The organism is Exiguobacterium sp. s149 (assembly GCF_018618395.1).
In the GTDB taxonomy this organism is placed as follows: Bacteria; Bacillota; Bacilli; order Exiguobacteriales; family Exiguobacteriaceae; genus Exiguobacterium; species Exiguobacterium chiriqhucha.
The window spans coordinates 1-25,032 of sequence record NZ_JACSLZ010000016.1; the positions used below are offsets into that span (position 1 = coordinate 1).

Below are 25,032 nucleotides of genomic sequence, written 5' to 3' on the forward strand. Positions count from 1 at the left end.
ATAGCTCTTTAAAAATGACGAAGCTTGCGCTTCATTCAAACATTGTAAAACTTTTTTTGCCTCATCGTTCAGTTTTCAAAGTTCGTCTGTCGCTCATTGGCGACTCTTAAAATAATACAAGTCATCGACACAGTTGTCAACCACTTTTTTTATCCTTTTCCGCTGCCATCAGCGGCAACGTTTATTACTTTACCGCATCCCTAAATAGAACGCAAGACTTTTTGCAAAAGTTTTTCTAAAAAAGTTTTTATCCTCTTTAAATCAGCAACATTCTCTATAGAAAAACCTCTCGCCCGTAAGAGCGAGAGGTTAAAACGATTCTTTACTGTTGGTGTCTCATCGTCGGGAACAATAGAACATCACGAATCGATGGTGCATTCGTCAACAACATGACGAGGCGATCGATTCCGATTCCAAGACCGCCCGTTGGTGGCATTCCGTATTCGAGTGCCTCAAGGAAATCGTTGTCCAATTCATGGGCTTCGTCATTCCCTGCTTCTTTCTCAAGAAGTTGAGCTTCGAAACGCTCACGCTGATCAATCGGATCATTCAATTCCGTGAAGGCGTTAGCATGTTCACGACGAACGATGAACAATTCAAATCGATCCGTGAAGCGTGGATCTGTATCGTTCTTTTTCGCCAATGGCGATACTTCGACAGGATGACCTGTGACAAACGTCGGTTGTAACAATGTTTCTTCAACTTTCTGCTCAAAGAATTCATTGACGATGTGACCGAATGTCATATGGTCTTGAATCTCGACACCGTGCTCTTTTGCAAGCGCACGTGCATCTTCATCAGACATCTGTTGCCAGAAATCGACGCCTGTTTCTTCTTTAACCAAGTCGACCATGTGCGCACGTTTCCAACCGACAGCCAAATGAATCGTATCTTCTCCATACTGAACGTCCGTCGTGCCAAGAACTTCTTGGGCTACGTGAGCTACGAGTTCTTCTGTCAAATCCATGATGTCATTATAGTCCGCATACGCTTCATACAATTCAATCATCGTGAACTCTGGGTTATGACGTGTTGAGATCCCCTCGTTACGGAAGACACGGCCAATCTCATACACGCGCTCGAGACCACCGACAATCAAGCGTTTCAAATGAAGCTCGATGGCGATCCGCATATATAACTCCATATCAAGTGCATTATGGTGCGTCAAGAACGGACGGGCCGCCGCTCCACCTGCGATTGTATGCAACATCGGCGTTTCGACTTCCAAGTAACCGCGATGGTTCAAGAAATTCCGAATTTCCGAGATAATCCGGCTACGCAGAATAAACGTTTGACGCGAATCGTTATTCGTAATTAAATCCAAATAACGTTGACGATAGCGTTGCTCAACATCTTTTAAGCCATGGTATTTATCAGGAAGCGGACGAAGTGCTTTTGTTAAGAGTTCGAACTCTTCAACATGAATCGACAATTCGCCGACGTTCGTCTTGAACAGCTTCCCTTTCACCCCGACGATGTCACCAAGGTCAGATGACTTAAATAAATCGAACGGTTCGTCACCTACGTCATTTTTACGCACATAGATTTGGATTTGTCCTGTGACGTCTTGGATGTGGGCAAAGAAGACTTTCCCTTTTCCACGTTTCGTCATGATTCGTCCGGCAAGCGTCACTTCGACGTCTTGTTCGGCCAAGGCTTCTTTTTCAATCGCCTCATATTGTTCATGTAATTCACCGGCGTGGGCAGAACGTTCGAACCGACGTCCGAACGGGTCAAGCCCTTGTTCACGCATCTCGGTCATTTTTTCAAACCGAACCTGCATTTGATCATTCATTTCCAACTCGTGACTCACTACTCCATTCACTCCTCTATACGTATTGGGGATGTTCCTAATAAAAAACTGTCAGCCTCACGGCCAACAGCACAGCCTAAACCGTTTGCTTGTGTGGTTCACTTTTTCGCCAAACAAGCTTACCACAAATCAATTTTTTTCACTAGTTCACACTTCTTGCATGTGTCGCTCGAGCTGTTCCACAAAATGATACAACACGATGCCAAACGCATCTCGCGATTCCGTTTCGTTGATTTGCTTCCGAACCGGGCCGCTGCCTTTCAACCCTTTCAAGTACCATGCCGCATGTTGACGCATCTCGCGAACGGCGGTTACTTCTCCTTTGATGGCAATCAAGCGATCGAGATGCAACATACAGATGTCGATCTTTTCACGCGCCGCTGGTTCTGGCGGAAGTTCACCAGTCTCCAAATACTGCACCGTTTGATACAGCATCCATGGGTTACCGAGCGCTGCCCGTCCGATCATGACAGCATCGACACCATAATGATCAATCGCATGTTTTGCTTCTTGTGGTGTCGAGATATCGCCGTTACCGATAATCGGAACTGTCGCAATCTTCTTGGCTTCGCCAATCCAATCCCAGTTTGCGGTTCCTTCATATTGTTGAGACCGCGTACGACCATGAATCGCAATCGCCGCCGCTCCGCCAGATTGAGCCGCCCGAACATTGTCGAGAATATAAATATGGTCTTCGTCCCAACCGAGGCGCATTTTGACCGTGACCGGCTTATCGACCGCATTCGAGACGGCGTTCACCATCTCGTAAACTTTGTCCGGGTCGAGCAACCATTTGGCACCCGCCTCACACTTCGTGACTTTCGGGACTGGGCAACCCATATTGATATCGATGATGTCCGCATTCGTGTTTTGATCCACGTACTGGGCCGCTCTGACGAGTGTGTCTTTCGAACCTCCGAAAATCTGAAGGCTGAGCGGTTTTTCCCGTTCATCGACGTACAGCATCCGGAGCGTTCTTGCATTCTCCAATAAAATCCCTTTATCGCTGACCATTTCCGCACAGACGAGTCCCGCGCCGAATTCTTTCGCGATCAAACGAAACGCAGGGTTTGTCACTCCGGCCATCGGGGCAAGGACGGCGCGGTTCTTTATATCGATGTTACCAATCTTGAACCCTGACACTTCTCCACTTCCTTTGCTAACGTTAAACCGAGCTGACCAATGATTGTAACGGTCCGAGACGGACGACATCTTGTCGTTCCGACGCAGGAAGGGCTTCTAGCCATGCCCGCACCGTCATTCCCTTTACCTCGACCGCCGGAGCAATCTCCGCGAACGGGGCAAGGACAAAAGCGCGTTCATGCATCCGTGGATGCGGAACAGTTAACTGCTTCGATTGTATATCTTCGCTGTTATAGACCAAGATGTCAAGGTCGATTGTACGCGGTCCATTCTTGAATAGTCGTTCTCTCCCTAGGTCCCGTTCAATCTGTTGGAGTTGAAGCAAGGCCGCTTCCGCAGAAAGGGACGGCTCGACTTCGACGACCATATTATAGAAGGATGGCTGATCTGTGTATCCGACCGGTGCCGTCTCATATACGGATGACTCTTTCGTTACCTGAAGACCGTTTACCGCCATCGCTTGAATCGCTTCTGCTAGATAGTTGGCACGCTCCCCAATGTTCGATCCCAACGCTACGTACATCATACGTTCCGTCTCCGTGTCATCTCGATCGCGACCGAGTCATAATGACCCGGGATGGGCGGGTCCGGCTTGATGACTTTGACGGTGACGCTTTGAATTTTGTCACTGTGGGCCAAGACAGCCTTCGTGATGCGTTCACCCAGCGCCTCGAGCAGATTGACCGGCTCACCGGTGACGATCTCTTCCGTCAATTGATAGAGACCCGCATAACTGACTCCGTCTGATAAATCGTCCGATTGTCCCGCCGGCGCCAAATCCAACTCACACATCAAATCGATGTTAAAGCGTTGACCGAGTCGATTCTCTTCTTCAAACACACCGTGATAGCCATAGAAACGCATCCCATTCACAAACATCTTATCCAATTTGTCCGCCTCCCAGCATCGCGTCCATCATGAGTGACGCTCGTTTATTCTCTCTTACGTCATGGACCCGAATCCACGCACAGCCTTTCATGATGCCTAGACACGTCGTCGCCAGTGTCCCTTCTAGTCGTTCTTCAGTCGGTAAATCAAGCGCTTGCCCAATAAATGATTTCCGCGACGTTCCGAGTAACACCGGATAACCGAGGTTCGTGATCACGTCGAGTCGATTCATCAACTCCATGTTTTGCGCATAGTCTTTCGCAAAGCCGATTCCCGGGTCTAACCAAATCATCTCATCCGGCACACCGGCCGCTTGGGCGATTTCAATCGATTCGTACAAGTCACCGACGACCTCCTCAATGAAATGGCTATAATTTCGATTGTCGCGATTGTGCATCAAGATGATGGGAACGTTAAACGCCCTTGCCACTTGTGCCATCGATTGATCGCCCCACTTCGAGCCCCAGACGTCATTGATGATATCTGCCCCGGCTTCTAATGCCGCCTTTGCCACCACCGGTTTGTACGTATCGATCGAGATGAGCACGTCGAGCTCTTGCTTCAGTTGACGAATGACAGGAACGACTCGCTCGATTTCTTCTTCCACCGAGACGAACCGGGCTCCCGGACGTGTCGATTCCCCGCCGATATCAATCGCGTCCGCTCCGTCTTGAACGAGTTGCTTGGCGTGAGCGACCGCCTGTTCGAGCGCCGTATATCGTCCTCCGTCCGAAAACGAATCCGGTGTCACATTTAAAATTCCCATGATTTTTGTCATCGCGTTTCTTCCCTCTCAATCGCATGCAACAAGACAGACCAACATGCTTTAAATTTTGCCCCGTCTTTTCCTGGATAGCTGTTCCCGGCATAGTCTGTGACCGGAGCAATCTGTTGAACCGAATTGGTCAACCAAATCTCGTCTGCCTGTGTAAGTTCCGCAAACGTCACATCACGTTCCTTCACATCAAACGTATCCATCACCCAACGTCGCGTGACCCCAGCCAGAGGTCCTGTCGCGAGCGGCGTCGTCCAAAGTTGGTCAGCTTCGACCCAGAAGATATTCGAGACAAGCCCTTCTACGACATGTCCTGAGTCATCGGCGAACAGCCCTTCCGCCTCCCGATCAACGAGCATGCGCTTCCCTAATATATTGTTCATATAATGATGGGATTTTAAGCGGAATGAAGCTTCGGGCCGACTTCTTGGAAACGGAATGGCTTCCAACCGTTTTTCGACGGGTTGAAACGACTCCGGCAGCGGTTTGACGAGTAGCGTCACGTTCGGATGCGTGTAGCGTCCGTCATAGAGTCCAAGTGGCGCCACCCCCGCGGACACGTTCAAGCGCACATACAGGTTCGGGGTCCCGTTTTGACGAACGACGTCTTGAATCGCCTGCTCCATCTCTTGTTTCGTATACGGTAAATCAATCCATAGTTCCGCTAAGCTCTTCTCGAGACGTTCCCAGTGAAAATCAAACAAGAATGGGATGCCATTGAACGTTCGAAACGTCTCGAATAGGCCCATCCCATATAAAAATCCGTGATCTTCAATCGGAATCGTTACTTCAGAGCTGCCCCTTAGTTCGCCGTTATGCCAAAGCCACATGACGATACACCTCGACGAAATTACGAATCATGTCTTTGCCGTGTTCTGTCAAAATCGCTTCCGGATGAAACTGGACCCCTTCAATCGGTAACGTTTCATGCCGGAGTGCCATAATTTCTCCTAGGCTCGTCTCGGCCGTGACTTTCAAGCACGACGGTAACGCATCTCGTTCGACCGCGAGCGAATGGTAGCGTGTCACGATTGTCTGTTGCGGGATGCCGTTAAACAGCGTGTTTCCGTCATGTTGAATCGCTGACGTCTTACCATGCATGAGCCGCTCGGCATGGACGACTTTTCCGCCGAACGCTTGAGCAATCGCTTGATGTCCTAGACAAACGCCAAGAATCGGGATGCGACCGGCAAACGCCTGAATCGCATCGATGCTGATACCCGCCTCACTCGGTGTGCACGGACCAGGCGAAATGACGAGATAACTTGGGGCGAGCGCTTCAATTTCCTCGATCGTGATGTCATCGTTACGACGGACGACGAGTTGTTCACCGAGCTCCCCAAAGTATTGAACTAAATTGTATGTGAACGAGTCATAGTTATCGATGAGTAAAATCATACCGTCGCCTCCGTCATTTCTTTCGCCGTCCATAGCGCTTTCGCCTTGGAAAGTGATTCGGCGTACTCCGCTTCAGGATCCGAATCAATCACAATCCCGGCACCAGCCTGAACATGGGCGATTCCGTCCTTCACGACCATCGTCCGAATCGTGATGTTGAACACGAGGTCATCATCCCAACTAAGCCATCCGTATGAGCCGGTGTAAATCCCACGCCGGACCGGTTCGAGTTCCTCGATGACTTCCATCGTCCGGATTTTCGGCGCCCCGGTGATGGTGCCGCCCGGGAACATCGCGCCAAGTGCTTCGGCTCCCGATACGCCGTCCCGCATCAAACCGCGCACGTTCGAGACGATATGTTGGACGTGCGAGTATTTCTCGATGACCATCAGCTCATCGACATGCACTGTCCCGTAAGCCGCGACTTTGCCCAAGTCGTTTCGTTCAAGGTCAACGAGCATGACGTGTTCGGCCCGCTCTTTCTCATTGTCGAGCAGCGTCCGAGCCAGTTCCAGATCTTCCGCCTCATCCCGGCCTCGCGGTCTCGTTCCGGCGATCGGACGGGTCGAGATGGCGGCGCCATGTTTCTCGAGCAACAGTTCCGGTGAAGCCGACACCATCGTAAGCGAGTCGTCAGCGAAATAACCCATATACGGTGACGGGTTCACTTTCCGGAGCGTGTCGTAGATGTGACGTGGATGCGCGAGCAACGGTTCCGATTGCCGCACGCTCAAGTTCACCTGAAACACATCACCCTCGACGATATAGTCTTGAATCTTTTGCACCGCCGTCACGAACTTCTCTTGTGACAGCGAGCGTGAACGTTCGAGCGTCCCGCTTGCGACCGGCGGGAACGCATAGTGCGTCTCGGTGTGCCAAAGGGCGGCAAAGCGATCGAGTTTCACCTCTACCTGGTCGTCCGCCGTGACGAGCATATATAAGAGCGATTCTTCTTCATCGAAGACCGCCACTTCATCGAACAGTAAGAAGGAGACATCCGGTGTCGCCAAATCGTCCGCTGCCTGCCGTGGTAACCGTTCGAGCGTTCGGGCCACGTCATAGCTCACATAACCGATCATCCCGCCAAAAAACGGGGGAGCGCCAGCCGGTCGCTCGGTAGCGTACCGGGTCCGGATTGTTTCGACGATGTCGAGCGGCTCACCGTACAGTGTTTCCGTCGCATCTGATGTAGCGAACGTTCCGACCCCATCTTTCACGTGAAGCGTAGCGAACGGTTCAATCCCGGCCATCGTATAGCGGCCGACGCGTCCACTCTCTAACCACGCGTAGTGCTTCTCCCCTTCCGTCAATGTCATATACGTGTCGTACATTTTCTCTTTTGTCATGCGCATGGTTTTGAACGCTGTTTGTCTCACGCCACATTCCCCCGTTCCACTGATTCATGCCTTTAATTGTACACAAGAAAAGGCAGTTACCGAAAGAAGTTGTCTCCCGGTAACTGCCGTTTGTTTACGAGCGTACGCTATCTGATTCTTCATCGAATTGATAGAGCGGTGTGCTGAGGTAGCGTTCTCCGTTTGATGGGATAATCGCCAGCACGTTTTTCCCTTTGCCGAGACGTTTCGCCGTATCGACAGCGGCAGCGATCGCCGCCCCAGACGAGATGCCTCCGAGCACGCCGTTCGTTTTGGCCGCAAGACGTGCGTATTCGAACGCCTGATCGGTCGTGATTTGAAGGACACCTTCATAAATCTCCGTATCGAGAATCGACGGGATGAACCCGGCCCCGATGCCTTGGATTTTATGCGGGCCTGGTTTACCGCCCGATAAAACCGGTGAATCGACCGGTTCGACCGCTAGGATTTGTACGTTCGGATAGTGGGCTTTCAACACTTTACCCGCTCCCGTAATCGTTCCACCTGTCCCGACGCCGGCGATGAACGCATCGACTTGGAGGCCTGACGCATCGAATGCGTCGACGATTTCAGGTCCCGTCGTCATCTCGTGCACGTTCGGGTTGGCTTCATTGTTAAATTGCTGCGGGAGGAAATAACCGTTTTGTTCAGCCTCTTCCGTCGCACGACGAATCGCTCCGCCCATCCCTTCAGGACCCGGCGTCAAAATGAGTTCCGCACCGTAGCCACGAAGCAGATTGCGACGTTCCATGCTCATCGTTTCCGGCATGACCAAAATCGCTTTATAGCCTTTGGCCGCACTGACCATGGCAAGACCAATCCCTGTGTTCCCACTGGTCGGTTCGATAATCGTATCTCCTGGCTTCAAGACCCCTTCTCGTTCCGCCGCTTCAATCATCGCGAGCGCAATCCGGTCTTTTACGCTAGAGCCTGGGTTCATATACTCCAATTTTAAGTAAACCGTGGCATCTTCAGCGCCAGTCAATCCATTCAACTTCACAATCGGTGTCTTTCCAATCAGGTCTGTTACTGAATCTACGATACGCATTTCATTTCCTCCTCCATAATTCCGACTATTCCGATATTGTAATCATACCCTATCAGATTCAAAATATGCAATTTGGAGCAAAGCGGTCAGCGTGCTTGTTGTTTCATCGTTTCTAACTGTTCCGCCGAGAAGTGGTATTTCTCGCCACAGAAATGACAAACCGCTTCAGCGCCGCCATCTTCTTCAATCATGTGACGAATCTCTTCGGCACCGAGTCCGATAATCGCGCTCTCCATACGGTCGCGGCTACATGTGCAATTAAATTGGACCGGTTTTTGATCCAACACTTCGAGGCTGTCGCCAAGGAGCATCTGCAGCATTTCTTCTGGCGTTTTCTCTTCCCCGATGAGGACCGACACCGGTGGGAACGTCTTGAGCGCCTGTTCAAGCGCTTGAATCGTCTCTTCTGACGCATCCGGCATCAATTGAACGATAATGCCACCAGCCGCAAGAATCGATTCATCTTCCGGGAGGACGAGCACACCCGCACCAACGACTGACGGCACTTGTTCTGACGTCGCGAAGTAGTACGTGAAGTCTTCGCTAATCTCACCCGTTTGAATCTCAGACGAGCCGCCGACAAAATCTTTCAAACCGAGGTCTTTAATCACCGAAATCGTCCCGCGTCCGACGGCTTCACCGACTTTCAACTTCGTCAAACCGTGATCATTCACAAACGTGCCGCCTTCGACACGAGGATGTGACACGTAACCGCGCACGTCTCCCGCCGTATCAGCATCGACGATGATTTTCCCAATCGGTCCATCGCCTTCGACTTTGAGCGTCACGCGAGCGGCGCCTTTTTGCATCGCACCGATCATCGTCCCAATCGTCATCGTGCGTCCGAGCGCTGCTGAAGCGACCGGTGTCGTCTGGTGACGGAGTTGCGTTTCAAAGATTGTTTTCGTCGTCCGGACGGCAAACGCGCGGACTTCCCCGTTGAACCCGAGGGCACGGACAAGATAATCGGCTTTCATTTGGTCAAGTAATGCTTGTTGTTCTGGTTGAATCATATCGAGTAACTCCTTTAAGTTTATTTCTGGTTGCGCTCATAGATGAGACGAAGCCCATCGAGCGTCAAAAATGAATCGACGACATCAATCGTCTCTGCATGCTCGCTAATCAAACGCGCGAGACCGCCTGTGGCGATCACAGTCGCTTCTCCGACTTCACGCTTCATACGACCGACAATCCCGTCGACTTGTGCGACATAGCCGTAATACGTCCCGGACTGCATCGCTTGAATTGTATTTTTCCCAACGACCGTAGGTGGTGTCGCGAGCTCGATGCGCGGCAACTTGGCCGCCCGTTGATAGAGCGCCTCGACCGAAATCATGATCCCCGGTGAAATGATGCCTCCGTGATAACGGCGGTTCTCATCAATATAGCAGTACGTCGTCGCCGTTCCGAAATCGACGATGATGAGCGGTCCATCATATTTGGCAATTCCAGCGACCGCGTTGACGATGCGGTCTGCACCGACTTCGCGCGGATTATCGACATGAATGTCGAGACCGGTTTTCACGCCGGGACCGACGACAATCGGCCGGACATTAAAATAACGTTGCGACATCTGTTCGAGCGGAAAGATGACCGGTGGAACGACCGAAGACAGAATCACGCCGTCAATCTGATCGAACGAGACGTTCGAATGATCGAACAGTGATTTCACGAGCATGCCGTATTCATCGGTTGTTTTCGTACGGTCTGTCGAGATGCGCCAATGATGGACGAGCGTCTCGCCGTCATACATCCCAAGGACAATATTTGTATTCCCAACATCAATCACTAAAATCATGATAGCGTTCCTCACTTTGTTGTCAATTACAGTTCGCTCGAATTATAACACGAAAAAAGACGAATGCCTTGTTTAGGGCATTCGTCTCTTAAACTTAGCGTGATTCGTTATTCGGGCGTTCCGTCGGCGTCGCTTCCGGCTTATCGCCTTCAGGGACCACGTCAGGCTTCGCTTCTTGAACGACTCCAGGCTGATCGATGACTTGTCCGTGCTTGACGGCCGCCTCATCTTTTTTCGCTTCGTCGCTTGCATCATCTTTCGATGGTTCAGACGGCTCTTCCGGTTCGTGTGGAAGATATTCGCGCGTCTTAATCAAGTGACGAATCTGTTTCGAATCGAGCGTCTCAACTTCGAGCAACGTCTTCGCGACGAGTTCGAGATCGTCTTTACGATCCGTCAAGATTTGTTTCGCTTTCGCGTAACAACGGTTGATGATATCCCGGATTTCGAGGTCGATATCTTGTGCAATCGCATCCGAGTAGTTTTGTTCCGTTTGGAAATCACGGCCGAGGAAGACTTGTCCCCCATGGTTCGATCCAAGTTGGAGCGGTCCGAGCTTGTCGCTCATCCCGTAATCCATGACCATCTTCCGCGCGATACCAGTCGCACGTTGGAAGTCATTGCTGGCTCCTGTTGACACTTCACCGAAGATGACGTCTTCCGCCACACGGCCCCCGAGGAGACCGACGATTTTATCTTCAAGCTCAGGTTTCGTCATGAAGTAGCGATCTTCTTTTGGAAGCATGACGACATAACCGCCTGCGTTACCGCGAGGAACGATTGTCACTTTATGCACTTCATCTGCATTCTCAAGTTCAATCCCGATAATCGTATGACCTGCTTCATGATAGGCGACGATTTGTCGTTCTTTCTCCGAGATGACACGGCTCTTCTTAGAAGGACCAGCGATGACGCGGTCAATCGCTTCCTCGACATCCACGACTGATACCGCTGAACGGTCAGACCGGGCTGCGACGAGCGCTGCTTCGTTCAATAAGTTTTCAAGGTCGGCACCTGAGAACCCAGGCGTCCGCTGCGCAATCGACTTCAAGTCGACTGTCGAATCGAGCGGTTTGTTGCGCGCATGAACTTTAAGGACTTCTTCACGCCCTTTGACATCTGGACGATCAACCGTGATTTGACGGTCGAAACGACCTGGACGAAGCAAGGCTGGGTCAAGAATATCCGGACGGTTTGTCGCGGCAATCATGATGATGCCCTCGTTGTCACTGAATCCATCCATCTCAACAAGCAATTGGTTAAGCGTTTGCTCACGCTCGTCATGGCCACCACCAAGACCGGCACCACGCTGGCGTCCGACCGCATCAATTTCATCGATGAAGATGATACACGGTGCGTTCTTTTTCGCATTCTCGAACAAGTCACGAACACGTGACGCCCCGACACCGACGAACATTTCGACGAAATCAGAACCTGAGTTTGAGAAGAACGGTACACCGGCTTCTCCTGCAGCTGCACGAGCGAGCAATGTTTTACCTGTTCCCGGAGGACCGACGAGCAAGACACCTTTCGGAATCCGTGCCCCGAGTTTCGAGAACTTACGTGGGTCTTTCAAGAATTCAACGACTTCGATGAGCTCTTGTTTTTCTTCGTCTGCTCCGGCGACGTCTTTAAACGTCACACGGCGCTTCTCTTGGTCGTATAGTTTGGCCTTCGATTTCCCGAAGTTCATCACACGACCGCCACCGCCGCCACCTTGGGCTTGGTTGAGCAAGAAGAAGAATAAGATGAAGATGATGATGAACGGTAAGATCGCGAATACGATGCTGAACCAGCTACCACTCGACTCTGCTTCTTCGATTTGGATGTCGGTATCCGCGCGAAGCGACGAGAGCACTTCGGCGTATTCGGCCTCGTTGGCCGGGATATTCGTTTCAAAACGCTGATCTTCGTCTCCTGTTAGATCTCCTGTAATTGAGATGGCTCCCGGAATTTCTTGTACGGTTGCCGTTTCAATCCGACCTTCTTCCACATATTCCAAGAACTTCGAATACGTAAGCGTCTCGCTCTGGCTATTCGGGTTTTGTAAATATTGAAGGAACAAGATCAAGGCTAGGAAAATCACACCGAAAACTAAGGTGTTTTTCACTGCACGATTCATTCTCTGCCTCCTATTCCGAGAAACGATGTTCTCGCCCATTCAGTATATGTGTATACTTTGGGTATTTCTTTTATCTTAACACGACGCATTTTCAAAAGAAAAACGTTAGCCCCCGTAAATGCTCGGCTTGAGCACACCGACGTACGGAAGGTTACGATATTTCTCTTCGTAATCGAGACCATAGCCGACAACAAACTCGTGCGGAATAACGAAACCGCTATAATCTGCCGACAATCCGTTCTTGCGGCCCGTCGGTTTATCGAGAAGCGTCACGATTTTAACCGATTTGGCTTTGCGGTACTTGAGCAAGTCGACGAGATAGCCGAGCGTAAGTCCACTATCAATGATATCTTCTACAATCAAGATGTCGCGTCCTTCTACAGATGTATTTAAATCTTTCTCAATTTTAACTTCACCCGTCGATGACGTTCCGCCATGGTACGTCGACACGTCCATGAAATCCATTTCTAAATGGATGTCCATTTCTTTGACGAGGTCTGACATGAATGGCATCGCACCTTTTAACACGCAGACGAGGAGTGGAAACTCTTCTTTATATTCTTCGCTAAGTGTTGTAGCGAGTTCTTTCACTTTACCTTGAATTTCTTCGCTTGAAATCAGTACTTTCTCCATATCGTTCATTAATGACATCTTAAAATCCTCCTCTTTCTTATCCGACACAATCATCATTTTACCATTAATCGTGGGCACATCGCACCCGACTTATCCGGAAAATCGGAAACTCTTACCCCTACTATAGCGATAATCCGTCCCGTTGCGTCAACTACCAATGGGACGAATGGCCGTTTTTCTCGCGGAATCTTCGCGTCAATGAAGATGCGGGCGACTTTTTTCGTCCCGATGGACAGTTTCATCGCGTCCCCAGCCTCGACAGAGCGGATAATCAACGGCAACTCGATTGCCTCGAGCGGGATGCCTTCCGTATCATCCTCAACGTCTAGTGAGAATAACGAAGTCCCGAACACTACATGTGCTGGGAAGGTCGTTACCACTTGTTTGTGTGGGGCTAGGAGCGATTGACCAGTTGCCTGTAACGATAAGAGCCCGTCTTGTTTCCGCAGGCCCCATGGCCCCTCTAAGTCGAAGTGGCCAGAACCTTGGGCACTCGTTAACAGACGGTCGATCGCGGTCCCCACCTCTACCCCGTAGCGCATTGATAGCAGGCGCCCGACGGTGTATCGTTCGACAGGATTTAGACACATTAAGTTATCCAATTTCACGTGAAACGCTTTCATCTCGAGCCGCACGTTGTCCTGGATCCAATTCTCCATCTGTCGGTAGCGGGTCCGCCACAGTTCGCGTTGATGCCGAGCTGTTTCGCTCACAACTTGAACAAGATCCGGTTGCGACGCGAGGAGCTGGGGCACGATCTGATGCCGCACTTGATTGCGCAAATATTCGGTCGTGGCGTTGCTCGCATCTTCTCTCCATTCAAGTCCGTATCGTTTGGCATAGGCAATCAATTCCCGCTTCGGTTCCGATAAGAGCGGACGAACGAGTTCTCCTCCTGCGAACGGACGACGCTCGGGAATTCCCGTCACTTCGATGACGTTACGCTGCAGTTGGATGAGGACGGTCTCGAGTTGGTCGTCCGCGTGATGGGCCGTCATCAGTTGTGTATAGCCGAACTTCTGCATAACCTGTTCAAAGAACGCATATCGTGCCGTCCGGTAACTCGCCTGCGAACCGCCATCCGGAAAAGTGAGTCGCTTTCCGTGAAATGGAACCCCATAGGATGCGGCGAGACATTGCACGAACCGATATTCCTCGTCCGATTCGGGACGTAACCCATGATGGACATGGGCCACGCCCACTTCCATACCGGTTCGAATGACTCGATCCAATAAGACGATCGAATCGACCCCACCGGACACGGCAACCAATACTTTCGTCATCCGTCCGCCTCCTTGATATAACAAAAGAAGCCATCTCGAGTGAGATGGCTTCTTTTCGCTTAGGTAAGTGACCCGTACGGGATTCGAACCCGTGTTACCGCCGTGAAAGGGCGGTGTCTTAACCGCTTGACCAACGGGCCTAAATAAAATGGTAGCGGCGGAGGGAGTCGAACCCACGACCTCACGGGTATGAACCGTACGCTCTAGCCAGCTGAGCTACACCGCCATGTTATTGTTGTGTCCTAAGCACATTTTCTATAATAACCAGTACCCACGTCAGTGTCAATTCTTTTTTAAAAGTTTTTTCACAAAAAAATCGTGTATAGTGTCGTCTTATCCACTATACACGATTTTCAGTTCGTTGTGCATCACGCTTCTGACGTCGTCAGCCGATATTTTTTCTTCCAGGCGATGCGGAAATATCCCCAGAGCAAGAAGAAGCAAGCGGTCGAGACGGACGCCAAATAGACGATCGCTTGTTGCAAGTAACTCCAGCCGTCCGCTGACAGGATTTCTTTATAGCCCGAGACGGTATACGTCATCGGTAACCAGGCGTTGAACGGTTGAAGGGCGCTCGGAATCAGTTCGAGCGGGAACGTTCCAGCCGACGTCGTCAATTGAAGGATCAATAAGACGATGGCGACGAAACGCCCCGGATTTCCGAGCGTCGTGACGAGCAGCTGCACGATTAAAAGGAACGTGATGCTGACGAGCCAACTGAATCCGAAGAACTGGAGCGGTGCATCGACTTCAAGTCCGAGCAACATGACCATCGCCACATCCAAGACGAGCGCTTGAATAAATCCGACGACGAGCAACACACCCGATTTTGAGACGAGCCATGACAGACTGCGTTTCGGTTTTCCAGCTGGATCGTACAGCGGATAGACAATCGAGAGCAAGAGAGCCCCGACGAATAGTCCGAGTGACATGAAGTACGGTGCAAAACCTGTTCCGTAGTTCGGGACTTTGTGAATCGAGTCGTTGACGACCGTGACCGGTCCGGCCATCATGTCGACGTTATCGTCTCGGATGTCGATTGCGGCCGCTTCGGCCCCATCGGCGAGCGCATCCCGTAACTTGCTGTTACCAGCCGCAAGTTCGGACACTCCGTCTGCGAGCTGGTCGCTACCTGTCTGAAGGTCTTTACCGCCCTCTGCCAAACGTACAGCCCCGTTCGCGAGTGTATTCGTGCCCGCGCCGGCGCTCTTCGCCCCGTCCGCGAGTTTCGAACTACCCTCTGACAAGGCGCCCGTCGCCTCGGTCAACTGCGTACTGCCGGACGCGAGTTCGGCGGTCCCGTCTTTCAACGCTCCGACGCCGGCGTTTAAGCGATTGCTTGCCGAAGCCAACTCTTTCGAACTCACGGCTGCCGTTTGCGCCCCTTGTTCCACTTGTGTCGACCCATCCGCCAACGCCTGTGCCCCGCTTGCGAGCTCGGCTTGTCCGTCACGTAACGTCACCAGTCCCGAAGCGAGTTCATTGGCACCAGCCTCCGCTTGCGTCAATCCGTCACCGAGCGCGGCCTGCCCTTCTTTCACACGCGTCGCTCCCGTGGACAGTGCATCGAATCCAGCTGCCGTCGCTGTTTGACCTTCCGCCAATTGGGCCACAATCGCCTGTAGCATCTCTGGTGAAGCAGGTTGCCCTGCCTCAGCGAGTGCTGACAGCTGGGCCATCAACTGATCTTGACTGGCCAACATTTCCGTCTTCATCTGACCAATCCCGGCCACAAGTTCCGTCTCTCCTGCCATCAAGGCGGCATTTCCTTCTTTCGCCGCCGTCATCGCGGCCGCCAATTCATTTGAACCGGCACTCAATTGCTCACTGCCGTCCTTCGAACGCTGAATCCCGGCCGCGAGTTGTTGAACGCCTTGATTGAGAGAAGCCGTCCCGCTGTGCAATTCCTCCAACTTCGAGGCGAACGTGCCTGTCCCTTCGACAAGTTGGCTCGTTCCGTCTTGAAGGGCAGACGCCCCGTCATTCACTTGACGTGCCCCGTCTGATAAGGCGGCGCTACCTGCATAAACTTGCTGGCTTCCCTTCGCCAATTCCGTTGTCCCTGTTTCGAGTTGGGCCACACCTTCATTCAACCGACTCGCCCCGTCAGCCAATTCTTGTTGTTTTGAAGCGAGCAATGCGGTCCCGTCGGCCAATTGGGTCGCCCCCTGTTCGGCCGTCTGCGATCCATCTGCCAGTTTTCCCGCCCCAGCCGCCGCTTCATCGAGTCCAGCAGCGGCATCTTGAATCCCGTCACGCATCGCACTGACGTACTGTTTCGCGACTTCGGTCGACAGTTCACCTTTCACTTGCTCCATCGCGGAACCGCCGATTTGAGCCGCTAAAAAGTTATACGATTCATTGGCGATATATTTGAGTTCGAGCTTCTCAGGTTGTTCACTGAGAGCCGTCGTCGCTTTTTCTGAGAAGTTTGCCGGAATCTCAATCGCCATGTAATAGTCATGATCGTTCAACCCTGACTCGGCTTCTTGTTTCGTCGTCTCGATAAATTCGAACGCCTCAGACGTCTTTAACTTCTCAACGAGTTCGTCCCCGACGGCAAGTTGCTCCCCGTCGAACGTCGCTCCCTGGTCTTCGTTCACGATCGCCACCGGCAAGTCTTTCATCTGTCCATACGGATCCCAAAACGCCCATAAGAACATCCCGGCATACATGAGCGGTACGAGTGCGACCGCGAGAATCGGGACCCAGACCCGAGGGTTCTTCCCGATGCTTCTCCATTCCGCCAACCACAGTTTCCATCCATTCATCTTCATTCTCACCTTTCACTTATAAAACATAACTATTTTTTCATGTTACCTATTGTGCTCGCTTCCTCGAAAAAATGCAACCCTTTTTAGTTATTTTTCATAACAAAAAAAGAATCAAAAAAAACCACAGACTATAAAAGTCTGTGGTTCGTCGTCTTCTTGAGGAAGACCGTCTATCGTTACGAGTAGAAGCTGATGGTTTACGAAGGGTTACCCGCGCTTGGCTCCACGTCCACCGCGTTTTGAGTCGGTTTGACGTTTTAACGTCGTCAAGCGCTCGTCGCTGTCTTTCAAGAACTTGCTCATCAACGTATCGAACGTTTCTGGCTCACGGCGTACTTCGCGACGTCCGCCGCCGCCACGTGGACCGCCACCGCGTGGACCGCCGCCACCGCGTGGGCCACCTTGTCCTGGACCACCTGGGCGTGGGCCGCCTTGACCCGGGCCGCCTGGGCGTGGGCCACGAGAGAAACGCTCGCCGGCTGGACGCTCTGGACGTTCACTGACAGGGCGATCGACGGCCTTTTTGATAGACAACCCGATTTTGCCATCTGTTTCGACGTTCAAGATTTTGACCGTCACTTCTTGACCGACCGTTAGCACTTCATTGATGTCTTTGACGTAAGAATCTGCCACTTCACTGATGTGCACCAAACCCGTTTTGCCATTTGGAAGTTCTACGAACGCTCCGAAATGCGTAATCCCTGTAACCTTACCTTGTACCTTGCTTCCTACTTCAATTGACATAAAATAATGTACTCCTTTTTTTGATTGATTCCCTACAATTATACGAGTCGATTCGTCAACGGTCAACGAACCCACTTATTCCTCTGGTGAGAAGTAAAAAATAATCTCGCCATCTTTCGAGAACAACAGCTCGTTGCGCGCTAGATTAGCGATGTATTCTTCGTCTTGTAAACGCTCGACCTGCTCTTTCAGTTCTGATTGTTCGTCCTTCGTTTCCCGAAGTTCGACTTGCGCTTCATTTTGTTTCCGTTCTTGCTCGGACACATATCCGACTTTCGAGAAGTAACTCTGACCGATGAAGACAACCATTAACAAAAAGAGAAGTGAGGCCGCAGCCAGGCGGCGTCGAAGATGGATACGTCGCCGGTTCTGTTCTTTTTCCAGCTGTTCTCTCCGTTCATCAAGAGCCCGAATCCGCTGTTTGCGTTCCATCGGGTTACGTCCATTCATCGAATCACCTTCCTCCTGTCCTGTTACGTTCAGTATACCTTTTTTTTACGCTTCCGTACCACTGTTCACCTTTTCTTCTTTGAGCAGGCGGTACATTTCTTTCGCATCCTCTTTGCGGGCATGCTCGGCAATCGAGTCAATGACGACCGTAACGAGCTTGTTCCCGAATCGAATTTGCAACTCGTCACCGACTTTGACGTCGGTGCTCGCTTTCGCTACTTGTCCGTTCAATTGAATCCGGCCTTGGTCGGCGACTTCTTTCGCCAACGTACGCCGCTTAATCAAGCGGGATACTTTCAAAAACTTGTCTAGTCTCATAATCCCTTCTCCTTCGCTTCATCCCAGAGCCGATCCATCTCTTCGAGCGTCATCTCTTCGAGGGAGCCGTTCGCTTCAATGTATTCGAATCGTCTCTTAAATTTTTGATTGGTTCGTTCGAGCGCCTGTTCGGCGTTCAACTTGAAATAGCGCGCCACGTTGACGATTGAGAAGAGGACATCGCCAAGTTCTCGTTCATCTTCAGGCTGACTTCTCCACTCGTGGAGTTCTTCTTCCAATTTCTCAAACGCGCCTTGAACATCATCCCATTCGAAACCGACTTGCGCAGCTTTTTTCTGCAATTGCTCGGCCCGCATCAAACCAGGTTGCGTCATGAGAACACCATCTAGCTGCGATTTTCTCTTTTCCCCTTTTTCCACTTGTTTAATCGCATTCCAATTCGTCACCACTTCATCGGCATCATCGACCTTCACATCCCCGAACACATGAGGATGACGGCGGACCATCTTCTCACTGACGGTGCCAATGACGTCTCGGATATCAAAATAGCCTTCGTCCGCTCCGATTTGGGCGTGGAGCATGACTTGGAGCAACACATCACCGAGCTCTTCGACAATCGCATCATCGTCTTCCGTATCGATTGCTTCAATCAATTCATACGCTTCTTCGAGCAAATATTTTCGGAGCGACTCATGCGTCTGTTTCCGGTCCCACGGGCAGCCGTCCGGACCGCGGAGCGTCGCGATGATGTGCTTCAACGTCGAAAATTCGCGCGCCAAATGCGTCTCGTCCGTCAACGGCGGCACATAGAGCGTCGTCAAGTTGTCGACTTCTGCCACGCGGTCCATCTCGTAGAGCGGGATTTCACTGACCCGCTCATGTTTCGTCCCAGCGGCTGTCACGAGTTTGACGATATGCTCATCCGGATATCGTTCCATCAATTGGACTTTCACGTCTCCGGCCACGAAGCCGTCATACACTTGACCAATCAATACGTGTTGGGTCACTTGAATCCGTTCGACATCGAGCGCCGTCGCATCGAGTAATTGGAAGCCGTTGATTGGATCGATGCGGAGGGCTTGGAACATGGCGTCCAAAAAGCTCTGACCGCCGAGGAACGTGACGTCCGCACCTTGTTCGACGAGCAGCTCGACCGTCCGCTCCGCCACGAACGGATGCCCCGGTACGGCATAGGTGATGGCTAGCTCTTCACTCTTTTCAAGCAACGTCTCAACGATTTGTCGGTAGACGTCCTCGAACGTGTCACTCGCTTCGTAAATCGCATCAAACGATTCGAACGTCACGCCTTCCGCCTCAAGTTCGCTGACGACAGGGTGTTCTTTCGTGCGCAACCAAACGAGCGGTTGCTGCTTCAAATGACGATAGACGCCGAGCGGTAGTTGATCAAGTTCGCCAGACCCGAGGCCGACGACCGTAATTCCGTAACTCATATCAGTTCTCCTTTTTTTCTAGCAGATTGATGAGACGACCTCCGAACGGAATCATTTCCCATTCTTCTATCGTCAAAATTTGTTCTTTCCATAACCGCCAGACATAAATGCCGGCCCCGAGCACGAGCATGAAGACGAGCCAGATGAGGGCATCGAGACGATGCGTCAGGCCATCCAGCGCCACGACGTTCAAGCCGAGCAAGATGACGCCCATCGGCGCCACCGTTTTGACGAGACGTCCATAATGTCGAAACCGGAGCATGCCGAGCGGGATGATTTGATCGAGCCGATTGAAATTGAACGCGGCCATCGCTAAAAAGGCAATCGAGGTCCCGAGGGCAGCCCCGGCGATGCCATAGGAAGGGACGAGCCACAAGTTGCTGCCGAGCTTCACGCCGATGGCGAGAATCATACCGACAGCAGCTGTGCGTTCCCGGTCAATCGCCTGTAGACACGTCATGCTCGCTACGGCAAGCGACGCGGCGAACGTACTCGTCGAGAGCAAGACGAGCGCTGTAGTCCCGGCCGCGTTTTCAAATAGCGCGACATTCAACGGGAACATGACACCCATCAAGCCGATTGTGGCCGCAGCAGCGACCGTTGTCGTCACGCGAATCATCGAACTGAGTCCGGAAGAGGTCGCTTCTATACGACCGGCACGATAATGCCGCACCAAGTTCGGGACATTTGCCATTCCGAGCGCCGTCGTGAAAAGAATCGCAAATTGAACGAGCGGATAGCCTCGGTCAAATACCCCTTTCCCGACTTTCGCCGCATAATCCCCGCCCATCAGATTGACAATCGTGAACGAGTCGACGAGTTGCATCCATAAAATTCCGAGCGAGGCGAAACCGACGGCAAACCCCGTCGTCAGTAAGATTCGAAGGACAGACCGCAACGTCGCGGGTTGTACCGGTACGAGCCGTAACTGCTTCGCCCATAATGACAAGATGACGATGGCGATGACACCTCCGACGAGCGTCGCCCCATACGCGTATCGACTGAGCGTATAGGCGTCTTGACCGAAGCGCACGCCAATCAACAAGGCGACGAGTAAGACCGTGACGCGAACGAGGTTCTCAAGCACTTGAGAAATCGCACTCGGCCGCAAGTCATCGACAGCCTGAAATGAACCGCGGAGCACGGCCAAAGCCGGCATGAGTAAATAACTCAGGCTGATGATCCGCAGCGTCGGTGCGAGTTCCATGTCCCCGAGGAGACGAGCGATGACCGGTGCTAGCATCCACATCGTGACGACAAGGATGACGGCTAGACCGAACAAGACATAAAAACTGCCCCATAACACCTCGAGCTTTCGCCTCGGTCCATGGGCCCCGACACCGATTTTGGCAATCACTACCGGCATCGCATACATGCCGAGCGAAGCGACGATTGCGGCAAACGGATACACGGTTTGATAAGCATACAACCCGAAGTCTCCGGCGATATTTTGGTAAGGCACTCGGTACGCGAAACTGATGAACTTTGAAAGATAGCCCGCGAGCGCAAATAAGACGACGCCGGTCGCAAACTTACTTGGCGACCGCATGCGCCAACCTCTTCACGAGCTCCTCAAGCACCGTATCGGCATCGTTCAACAGTTCGACGACCGGCATGCGGCCACTGAGCGACAATTTGAGGGCGCCGTTGTCTTGTCCGACACCGAGTTTCCGACCGAGTGGCATCGTCCATTCCATGAATGACGGGACATCGAGCGCCGTCGTTGATTCGAGCGACAATACCATCTCGATGCGGCCCGGCGACTGTTTGATGCGCGCCACTTTCGCCATCTCGCCATAGATGCGCAGACGCGTCAGTTGGATGAGTAGCGCGACCGGTTCCGGGAATTCGCCGAACCGTTCAATCAACTCGTCCTGGAGGGCGAACAACGCCTCTGGTGTATCGACATACTTGAAGCGTTTGTACATCTCGATTTTCAATTCGCTGTCCGATAAATAGTCGTCCGGAATGTACGCATCCGCTTGGAACGCGATTTCTGGTTTGAAGACGACTTGTTTCGCCTGGCCGCGCATCCGGTCTTTCCGTTCCTCGATGGCTTCGGACAACATCTGCGAGTATAAGTCGAACCCGACCGAATCGATGAACCCGGACTGTTGGGCTCCGAGCAGATTGCCGGCGCCGCGAATCGATAAGTCGCGCATCGCAATCTTGAACCCGCTCCCGAGCTCCGTGAACTCTTTGATGGCCTGTAGCCGACTCTCCGCGACCTCCGTCAAACGCTTGTCTTTCCGATACGTGAAGTAGGCGTAGGCGATCCGGTTGGAACGGCCGACGCGACCACGCAACTGATACAGCTGTGACAGCCCCATCTTGTCCGCATCGTGGACGATGAGTGTGTTCACGTTCGGGATATCGATGCCGGTCTCGATGATCGTCGTCGAGACGAGCACGTCCGCCTCTCCTTCAAGGAAGCTGATGAGCTGGCTCTCGAGTTCGGTCTCGGTCATCCGACCGTGTGCCGTCGCAATGCGTGCTTCCGGTAACAAGGCCCGAATCTCTTCTGCCTTCCGCTCGATACCTTCGACGCGGTTGTAGAGGAAGAATGCCTGTCCGCCTCGCGCGAGTTCGCGCTCAAGTGCTTCCCGCAAGACGATACCATCGTATTCCATGACGTACGTCTGCACCGGGTAGCGGTTCTCTGGCGGTGTCTCGAGGACCGACAAGTCTCGGATGCCGATCATCGACATATGGAGTGTCCGCGGAATAGGTGTCGCCGTCAGCGTCAGGACGTCGATATTCGTCTTCAACTGTTTGAGCCGTTCTTTATGTTTGACCCCGAACCGTTGCTCTTCATCGATGATGACGAGACCGAGGTCGGCGAACGTCACATCTTTCGACAAGACGCGGTGCGTCCCGACGACGACGTCAATCGTTCCTTCCTTCAAGCCTTTCTTCGTCGCCGCCATCTCACTTTTAGAGCGGAAGCGGCTCATGACGGAGACGTTAATTGGAAATTCACTGAACCGTTCAAGCATCGTCTCGTAATGCTGTTGCGCCAGCACGGTCGTCGGAACGAGGAACGCGACTTGCTTCCCAGCGAGCACGGCTTTGAACGCGGCTCGAATCGCCACTTCTGTTTTACCGTAACCGACATCGCCACAAAGGAGACGATCCATCGGCCGTGACCGTTCCATATCCGCTTTGATTTCAGCGATGGAGCGGACTTGGTCTTCCGTCTCCGCATACGGGAACGAGCTTTCGAACTGACTCATCTCCTCGTCATCACCCGGGAACGCGTAACCGACGGACGCTTCACGCGCCGCGTACAGCTTGATCAGTTCATCGGCGATGTCTTCCACCGATTTGGCGACTTTCGATTTGACCTTTTTCCACTCAGTCCCGCCGAGTTTGTAAATCTTCGGCTCTTTGCCTTCGGCCCCGACATACTTTTGAACGAGATCGATTTGATCGACGGGGACGTACAGCGCATCGTCGCCGGCATAGACGAGATGTAAGTAGTCTTGATGAATGCCGCCGACTTCAATCGTCTTGATGCCCAGGTACTTCCCGATTCCGTGATGGATGTGGACGACGTGGTCGTTCGGCTTCAATTCTTGGTAACTTTTAATCCGTTCGGCGTTCGTCAAATTCTTCGTCTGACGTTTCCGCTTCGTGACGCGCTTGAACAGTTCTTCTTCGGAAACGACGACGAGACGACTCGTCGAGAGTTCAAAGCCGCCTTCGATTTGGCCGATCATGACATGAACGTGACGCGACAACAGCTCACCGTCCACATTTGTGAACGTGGATGAGATTCCATAATCGTCAAGTAGCTCCACCACTTTATCGGCCCGTGTTTGATCGCCTGCCAAGAAGACGATACGATGGTCACCTTGTTGCCACCGTTCGACTTCTTGTTTCAACAAGTGCATCTGCCCATGGAACGCCGGGAGAGGGCGACAGCTGAGGTGGACCGTGTTCGTCTCCGGAATCCCGGACCGTCGTGACGGTAACAAGGAGAACGCGACTTGTTTCAACGTCCGGAATACTTTATGCATTGGGACGGCGAGCGTGTAGTTGCTGACCGACTCCCCTCGTTCGATGAGCGACGAGAACCATTCCGCTTCCTCGCGGTCTTGCACGTCGGCAGCATCTTCAATCCGTGCCACTTCATCTAACATCAAGACCGCTTCCGCCCCGACATAATCGAGGAGCGTCGAGCTATACAGGAGCGGTGTGTACTTCCCAACTTTTTCAGGAGCCTCGCCTCGACCGAACTGTTCGATGTCCCGGGCGATTCCATCTTCGAGCGCTTGCCGGATCGTCTCGGTCTCGATGAGCGAGAGCGTCCGCTCGTATTGACGTTCGAGTGCTTGTCCGGCCTGCTGCAACTGGTCGCGTGAGGCGATGAACTCGGTGGCGGGTGGGATGACCGCTTCGCCGACGACACCTAGCGAACGCTGCGTCTCGGCATCAAACGTAAAGATGGAATCGACTTCGGTGTCGAACAAATCGATACGATACGGGCGCGCTGCCGTGAGCGGATAAACGTCTAAAATACTGCCGCGGACGGAGAATTCACCCGGTGCGGTCACGGTGGCCGTCCGTTCATAACCGAGCGTGATGAGTGTCTCGGCGAACGGCTTTAAATCAAGCTCTTGTCCAGGTTTGATGTGATGATGGCTCATCTGCCAGTCTGACGGGTTCGGGATATAACGGCGCAAGCCACCGAGAGGCACGACAATGACGCCTCCCGTTTCGTCAAGGAGACGTGTCCGAGCCTCAATCCGAGCGGCAAGCAGTTCTGGGCTCGATGTGAGGGATAGTTCGCCAGCGAGCGTCTCATCAATCGGATAAAGCAACGTTTTGCTCGGACCGATGAGCGACTCGAGTTGATCGTACATTTTTTGTGCTTGATACATGTTATGCGTGACGACGACGAGACGTCTCGGCGAATTTTTCGCCAAACCCGCCAATACAAGCGCCTTTGCACTTGTCGTTAATCCGGTGACGAGTTGTCGATCGACTTTTGGCAACCGCTCCCGAATCACATTCGTCTCAGGTAACGTCACCATGAATTTCTCTAAAGCATTCAT

21 protein-coding genes and 2 tRNA genes are annotated in these 25,032 nt (G+C 52.3%); all 23 read right to left on the bottom strand.

Features of this window, described 5'->3' with window-relative positions; all coding sequences use genetic code 11:
• Window positions 1–322: 322 nt before the first annotated feature.
• Window positions 323–1,813, bottom strand: a complete 1,491-nt coding sequence (gene lysS, locus KNP81_RS14465) for a lysine--tRNA ligase (RefSeq protein WP_021068200.1) — start codon at window positions 1,811–1,813, stop codon at window positions 323–325.
• Between the two features lie 147 nt (window positions 1,814–1,960).
• Entirely contained in the window at window positions 1,961–2,956 is a 996-nt protein-coding gene (dusB, locus tag KNP81_RS14470) for a tRNA dihydrouridine synthase DusB (protein ID WP_214720441.1), read from the bottom strand.
• 22 nt (window positions 2,957–2,978) lie between these two features.
• Window positions 2,979–3,482: a 2-amino-4-hydroxy-6-hydroxymethyldihydropteridine diphosphokinase gene (gene folK, locus KNP81_RS14475; RefSeq protein ID WP_214720442.1), complete on the bottom strand. Its 504-nt coding sequence runs from the start codon at window positions 3,480–3,482 to the stop codon at window positions 2,979–2,981.
• On the bottom strand, window positions 3,479–3,844 hold the full coding sequence (folB, locus tag KNP81_RS14480) for a dihydroneopterin aldolase (RefSeq protein WP_214720443.1): 366 nt from the start codon (window positions 3,842–3,844) through the stop codon (window positions 3,479–3,481). Before folB ends, folK begins: the two co-directional genes overlap by 4 nt.
• Window positions 3,837–4,622: a dihydropteroate synthase gene (gene folP / locus KNP81_RS14485; protein WP_214720444.1), complete on the bottom strand. Its 786-nt coding sequence runs from the start codon at window positions 4,620–4,622 to the stop codon at window positions 3,837–3,839. Before folP ends, folB begins: the two co-directional genes overlap by 8 nt.
• Complete coding sequence (locus tag KNP81_RS14490; RefSeq protein WP_214720445.1) at window positions 4,619–5,449, bottom strand: aminotransferase class IV; 831 nt, start codon at window positions 5,447–5,449, stop codon at window positions 4,619–4,621. The genes folP and KNP81_RS14490 overlap by 4 nt, the downstream gene beginning before the upstream one ends.
• A complete protein-coding gene (gene pabA / locus KNP81_RS14495) occupies window positions 5,433–6,017 on the bottom strand; it encodes an aminodeoxychorismate/anthranilate synthase component II (RefSeq protein ID WP_029594412.1) in 585 nt (194 codons plus the stop codon). Before pabA ends, KNP81_RS14490 begins: the two co-directional genes overlap by 17 nt.
• Window positions 6,014–7,393: an anthranilate synthase component I family protein gene (locus tag KNP81_RS14500; protein ID WP_214720446.1), complete on the bottom strand. Its 1,380-nt coding sequence runs from the start codon at window positions 7,391–7,393 to the stop codon at window positions 6,014–6,016. The genes pabA and KNP81_RS14500 overlap by 4 nt, the downstream gene beginning before the upstream one ends.
• 94 nt (window positions 7,394–7,487) lie before the next feature.
• Window positions 7,488–8,441, bottom strand: coding sequence for a cysteine synthase A (gene cysK / locus KNP81_RS14505; protein WP_021068192.1), 954 nt, complete (start codon window positions 8,439–8,441; stop codon window positions 7,488–7,490).
• An 86-nt stretch (window positions 8,442–8,527) separates the two neighbouring features.
• The gene (gene hslO / locus KNP81_RS14510; RefSeq protein WP_285800955.1) at window positions 8,528–9,454 is read right to left on the bottom strand and encodes an Hsp33 family molecular chaperone HslO; all 927 of its coding nucleotides are present in this window, start codon (window positions 9,452–9,454) and stop codon (window positions 8,528–8,530) included.
• Between the two features lie 20 nt (window positions 9,455–9,474).
• Window positions 9,475–10,239: a type III pantothenate kinase gene (locus KNP81_RS14515; RefSeq protein ID WP_021068190.1), complete on the bottom strand. Its 765-nt coding sequence runs from the start codon at window positions 10,237–10,239 to the stop codon at window positions 9,475–9,477.
• Between the two features lie 94 nt (window positions 10,240–10,333).
• Window positions 10,334–12,361, bottom strand: a complete 2,028-nt coding sequence (gene ftsH, locus KNP81_RS14520; RefSeq protein WP_214720447.1) for an ATP-dependent zinc metalloprotease FtsH — start codon at window positions 12,359–12,361, stop codon at window positions 10,334–10,336.
• Window positions 12,362–12,466: 105 nt separating this feature from the next.
• Window positions 12,467–13,012 (bottom strand): hypoxanthine phosphoribosyltransferase, encoded by a 546-nt coding sequence (gene hpt, locus KNP81_RS14525; RefSeq protein WP_021068188.1) that lies wholly within the window; start codon window positions 13,010–13,012, stop codon window positions 12,467–12,469.
• Window positions 13,013–13,047: 35 nt separating this feature from the next.
• Complete coding sequence (gene tilS / locus KNP81_RS14530) at window positions 13,048–14,277, bottom strand: tRNA lysidine(34) synthetase TilS (RefSeq protein ID WP_214720448.1); 1,230 nt, start codon at window positions 14,275–14,277, stop codon at window positions 13,048–13,050.
• A gap of 68 nt (window positions 14,278–14,345) precedes the next feature.
• Window positions 14,346–14,417, bottom strand: a tRNA-Glu gene (locus tag KNP81_RS14535).
• Window positions 14,418–14,426: 9 nt separating this feature from the next.
• Window positions 14,427–14,503 (bottom strand) — tRNA-Met (locus KNP81_RS14540).
• A 142-nt stretch (window positions 14,504–14,645) separates the two neighbouring features.
• Window positions 14,646–17,048: a YhgE/Pip family protein gene (locus tag KNP81_RS14545; protein WP_214720449.1), complete on the bottom strand. Its 2,403-nt coding sequence runs from the start codon at window positions 17,046–17,048 to the stop codon at window positions 14,646–14,648.
• Window positions 17,049–17,258: 210 nt separating this feature from the next.
• Window positions 17,259–17,795 (bottom strand): S1 domain-containing RNA-binding protein, encoded by a 537-nt coding sequence (locus tag KNP81_RS14550; RefSeq protein ID WP_029594406.1) that lies wholly within the window; start codon window positions 17,793–17,795, stop codon window positions 17,259–17,261.
• Between the two features lie 75 nt (window positions 17,796–17,870).
• Complete coding sequence (locus tag KNP81_RS14555; protein ID WP_021065740.1) at window positions 17,871–18,245, bottom strand: FtsB family cell division protein; 375 nt, start codon at window positions 18,243–18,245, stop codon at window positions 17,871–17,873.
• 45 nt (window positions 18,246–18,290) lie between these two features.
• A complete protein-coding gene (locus tag KNP81_RS14560; RefSeq protein WP_021065741.1) occupies window positions 18,291–18,563 on the bottom strand; it encodes an RNA-binding S4 domain-containing protein in 273 nt (90 codons plus the stop codon).
• Window positions 18,560–19,975 carry a bifunctional methyltransferase/pyrophosphohydrolase YabN gene (gene yabN / locus KNP81_RS14565; RefSeq protein WP_214720450.1) on the bottom strand — a complete coding sequence of 472 codons (1,416 nt, stop codon included), beginning with the start codon at window positions 19,973–19,975 and terminating at the stop codon, window positions 18,560–18,562. The genes KNP81_RS14560 and yabN overlap by 4 nt, the downstream gene beginning before the upstream one ends.
• 1 nt (window position 19,976) lies before the next feature.
• Window positions 19,977–21,524, bottom strand: coding sequence for a polysaccharide biosynthesis protein (locus tag KNP81_RS14570; protein WP_214720451.1), 1,548 nt, complete (start codon window positions 21,522–21,524; stop codon window positions 19,977–19,979).
• The gene (gene mfd, locus KNP81_RS14575) at window positions 21,508–25,032 is read right to left on the bottom strand and encodes a transcription-repair coupling factor (RefSeq protein WP_214720452.1); all 3,525 of its coding nucleotides are present in this window, start codon (window positions 25,030–25,032) and stop codon (window positions 21,508–21,510) included. Before mfd ends, KNP81_RS14570 begins: the two co-directional genes overlap by 17 nt.